The following is a 3,316-nucleotide window of genomic DNA, read 5'->3' as shown; positions in this document are numbered from 1 at the left end:
AGAAGGGATTCAGCACCGAATTCAGCGTGATGGGCTGCGTCGATTCCTGCTGGATGTAGAGCTCCATATGGTCCTGCAGGTTGCGACCGACGCCGGGCCGGTCGGCGATTACCTGAATGCCGTATTCCCTGAGATGTTCGGCCGGGCCGATGCCGGACAGCATCAGGATCTTGGGCGAATTGATCGAGGAGGCGGCAAGGATCACTTCACGTCGCGCCTTGACCACCTGAATCCGTTTGCGCGTTTCGATCTCGACTCCGGTGGCGCGTTGATTCTCGACGATCACCCGCCGGGCGAAACCCTTGACCAGGCTAACGTTTTTCCGCCTGAGCGCCGGCCTGAGATAGGCGCTCGCCGCCGACCAGCGGCGGCCGCCGCGGATGGTCTGTTCCATCGGCCCAAAGCCTTCCTGCTTCGCGCCGTTGTAGTCGTCGGTCAGCTCGAAGCCGGCCTGACGGCCTGCCTCGACGAAGGCGCCGTAGAGTGGATTCGTCCTTGAGCCGCGCTGCACGGTCAGCGGGCCGCCGTGGCCGCGCCAGCCATTCTCACCGCCGTTGGCGTCCTCCATGCGCTTGAAGTAGGGGAGCACGTCGGCAAACCCCCAGCCTGCCGCGCCCTGTTCGGCCCAGTGGTCGAAGTCGCGGGCGTGGCCGCGCACATAGACCATGCCGTTGATCGAGGACGAGCCGCCGATGACTTTGCCGCGCGGCGTCGCCAGCACGCGGCCGCCGAGATGCGGCTCCGGCTCGCTGGCAAAACCCCAGTCGTAGAGGCTCATGTTGAGCGGGATCGACAGCGCCGACGGCATCTGGATCAGCGGCCCGATGTCGCTGCCGCCAAATTCGATGACGATCACCGAATATTTGCCGTCTTCCGACAGCCGGTAGGCCATGGCCGAGCCGGCCGAGCCGGCGCCGATGATGACGAAATCCGCCTCAAGCATGGTTCATATGCGCCATGAAATCGGTGAGCGAGACATTGCCGCCGGTTGCCACCACGAGCACCGTCTTGCCGCTCACATCCACCTTGCCGCCGAGCAGCGCCGCCAGCGATGCAGCGCCCGAAGGTTCCAGCACCAGCTTCATCCGCTCGAAGGCGATCCGCATCGCACAGCGCACCGATTGGTCGTCGACGGTGATGCCGCGAACGCCCGCGGTCCTGACCGCTGCGAACGGCGCGTCGCCGGGCTTTCGCGCCATCAGCCCGTCGCAGATCGATTTCGGCCCGATCGGCATGGTCTCGATGGCGCCATTCGCCAGCGACGCGCCCATGCCGTTGAAACCTTCCGGCTCGACGCCGATGATCTCGGTCGCCGGCGACAGATAGTGGAAAGCCAGCGAAACGCCGCCGATCAGCCCGCCGCCGCCGACCGCGCAGAGCAGCAGATCGGCGCTGGCATTCCTGGCATCGAGTTGCTCGAGCGCCTCCAGCCCCGCACCAGCCTGGCCGGCGACGATCTCGGGGTCGTCGAACGGATGCAGCAGCGCCAGCCCCTCGATCTCGGCGATCTCGCGCGCCTTGGCGGCGGCAACCTCCTCACGCGCGCGTTCGCCATGGTCGGTCAGCACCACGCGCGCGCCATAGCCGGCCGTTGCGTCGCGCTTGGCGGCCGGCGCGTCTATCGGCATGACGATGGTAACCGGAATGCCCAGCGCCTGGCCGGCGGCGGCCAGTCCTTGCGCGAAATTGCCGGAGGAATAGGCGACGACGCCCTTCCTGGCTTCATCGGGCGACAGCCGCTTCAGCCGCCAATAGGCGCCGCGCACCTTGAACGATCCCGCCCATTGGAGCGATTCCGGCTTGACGAAGACACGGGCAGCTCCCGTCTCCCTGGCGAGCGCCGCCGATTCCAGCAATGGCGTGACCTGCGTCGCCTTGGCGGTGACGGCATAGGCCTGCCTGAGATGATCTAGGGAGGGCACAAGGGGTGTCATCATTCGCCTCGCGGATACCTTTTGCTCTCTTCGAGATTGTCGAGGTTCATGTGATTGCGCATGTAGCGCTCAGATGCCTTCTGCAGCGGCTGGAAATCCCAGGGGTAATGGGTGCCGTTGCGCAGTGCCGGATAGACCACCCAGCGGCGCGCCTGGCTGGTCCGGACGGCGGCGTCGAAAGCGGCCATGTCCCAGCGCGCCCGGACCTTTTCGGTGAAAGCAGCCAGTAAGGGGGCATGAGCCGGGTCGGCGGCGAGATTGGTCAATTCCCGCGAATCCGAGTCAAGATCAAACAGTTGCGGCGGATCGATCTCGCAATGGATGAATTTGTATCGGTCGTCGCGGATCGCCACCATCGGCGCGTTGGAGCCTTCGGCCACATATTCCATCAGCACGGGTGCGGTGCGCGTCTTGCCGTCGAGCAGCGGCAGCAGCGACTGGCCGTCGGTCCATGGCGCAATCGCGCTCATGTCGATGCCGGCGAGGTCGCAAAGCGTCGGGGTGACATCGAGATTGGAGACTGGGGCCTTGATCAGTCCTGCTGGTACGCCCTTGCCGGCGATCATCAGCGGCACCCGCGCCGAGCCCTCGAAAAAGCACATCTTGAACCACAGGCCGCGCTCGCCGAGCATGTCGCCGTGATCCGAGCAGAACAGGATGATGGTATCGTCGAGCATGCGTGTTCGCTTGAGAACATCCAGAAGCTCGCCGAGCTTGTCGTCGACATAGGAGATGTTGGCGAAATAGCCGCGCCGCGCGCGGCGGATCTGCTCCGGCGTGATCTTGAAGCTGTCATAGTCGCTGGCCCGGTAGAGCCGCTGCGAATGCGGATCCTGCTTGTCGTAGTGAATGAAGCCCACCTTGGGCTCAAGCGCCGGGCAGTCCTCGTAGAGATCCCAATAGCGCCGCCGGGCGACATAGGGGTCGTGCGGATGGGTGAAGGAAACGGTCAGGCACCATGGCCGGCGCGAAGCGTCGTCGGAGACGCGGGCGAAATCATAAAGCTTCTGCACCCCATGGAAGGCAACCTCGTCGTCATACTCCATCTGGTTGGTGATCTCGGCGACGCCGGCGCCGGCCACCGAGCCGAGATTATGATACCACCAGTCGATCCGCTCGCCGGGCTTGCGATAATCCGGCGTCCAACCGAAATCGGCCGGATAGATGTCGGTGGTCAGCCGTTCCTCAAAGCCATGCAACTGGTCCGGCCCGACGAAATGCATCTTGCCCGACAGGCAGGTGTAGTAACCGGCTGCCCGCAGGTGATGGGCGAAGGTCGGGATCGACGAGACGAATTCGGCGGCATTGTCGTAGACTCCGGTGCGCGATGGTAACTGCCCGCTCATGAACGAGGCGCGGCCCGGCGCGCAGAGCGGCGAGGC

Annotated in this window: 3 protein-coding genes; all 3 read right to left on the bottom strand. The window is 64.8% G+C overall.

What is annotated here, in order from left to right:
* Positions 1 to 943, bottom strand: a 943-nt coding sequence (locus EOA86_RS27690) for a GMC family oxidoreductase N-terminal domain-containing protein (protein WP_206630147.1), incomplete at its 3' end; no start/stop codon positions are given.
* Entirely contained in the window at positions 936 to 1,937 is a 1,002-nt protein-coding gene (locus tag EOA86_RS27685) for a threonine/serine dehydratase (protein ID WP_128344588.1), read from the bottom strand. The genes EOA86_RS27690 and EOA86_RS27685, both read right to left, overlap by 8 nt.
* A partial coding sequence (gene betC / locus EOA86_RS27680; RefSeq protein ID WP_128344587.1) for a choline-sulfatase occupies positions 1,934 to 3,316 on the bottom strand: 1,383 nt, incomplete at its 5' end. The genes betC and EOA86_RS27685, both read right to left, overlap by 4 nt.

It is taken from the genome of Mesorhizobium sp. M5C.F.Ca.IN.020.32.2.1 (genome assembly GCF_004023105.1).
In the GTDB taxonomy this organism is placed as follows: Bacteria; Pseudomonadota; Alphaproteobacteria; order Rhizobiales; family Rhizobiaceae; genus Mesorhizobium; species Mesorhizobium wenxiniae.
Note: the sequence above shows the minus strand (reverse complement) of the source record. Positions and strands in the feature narration are given on the sequence as shown.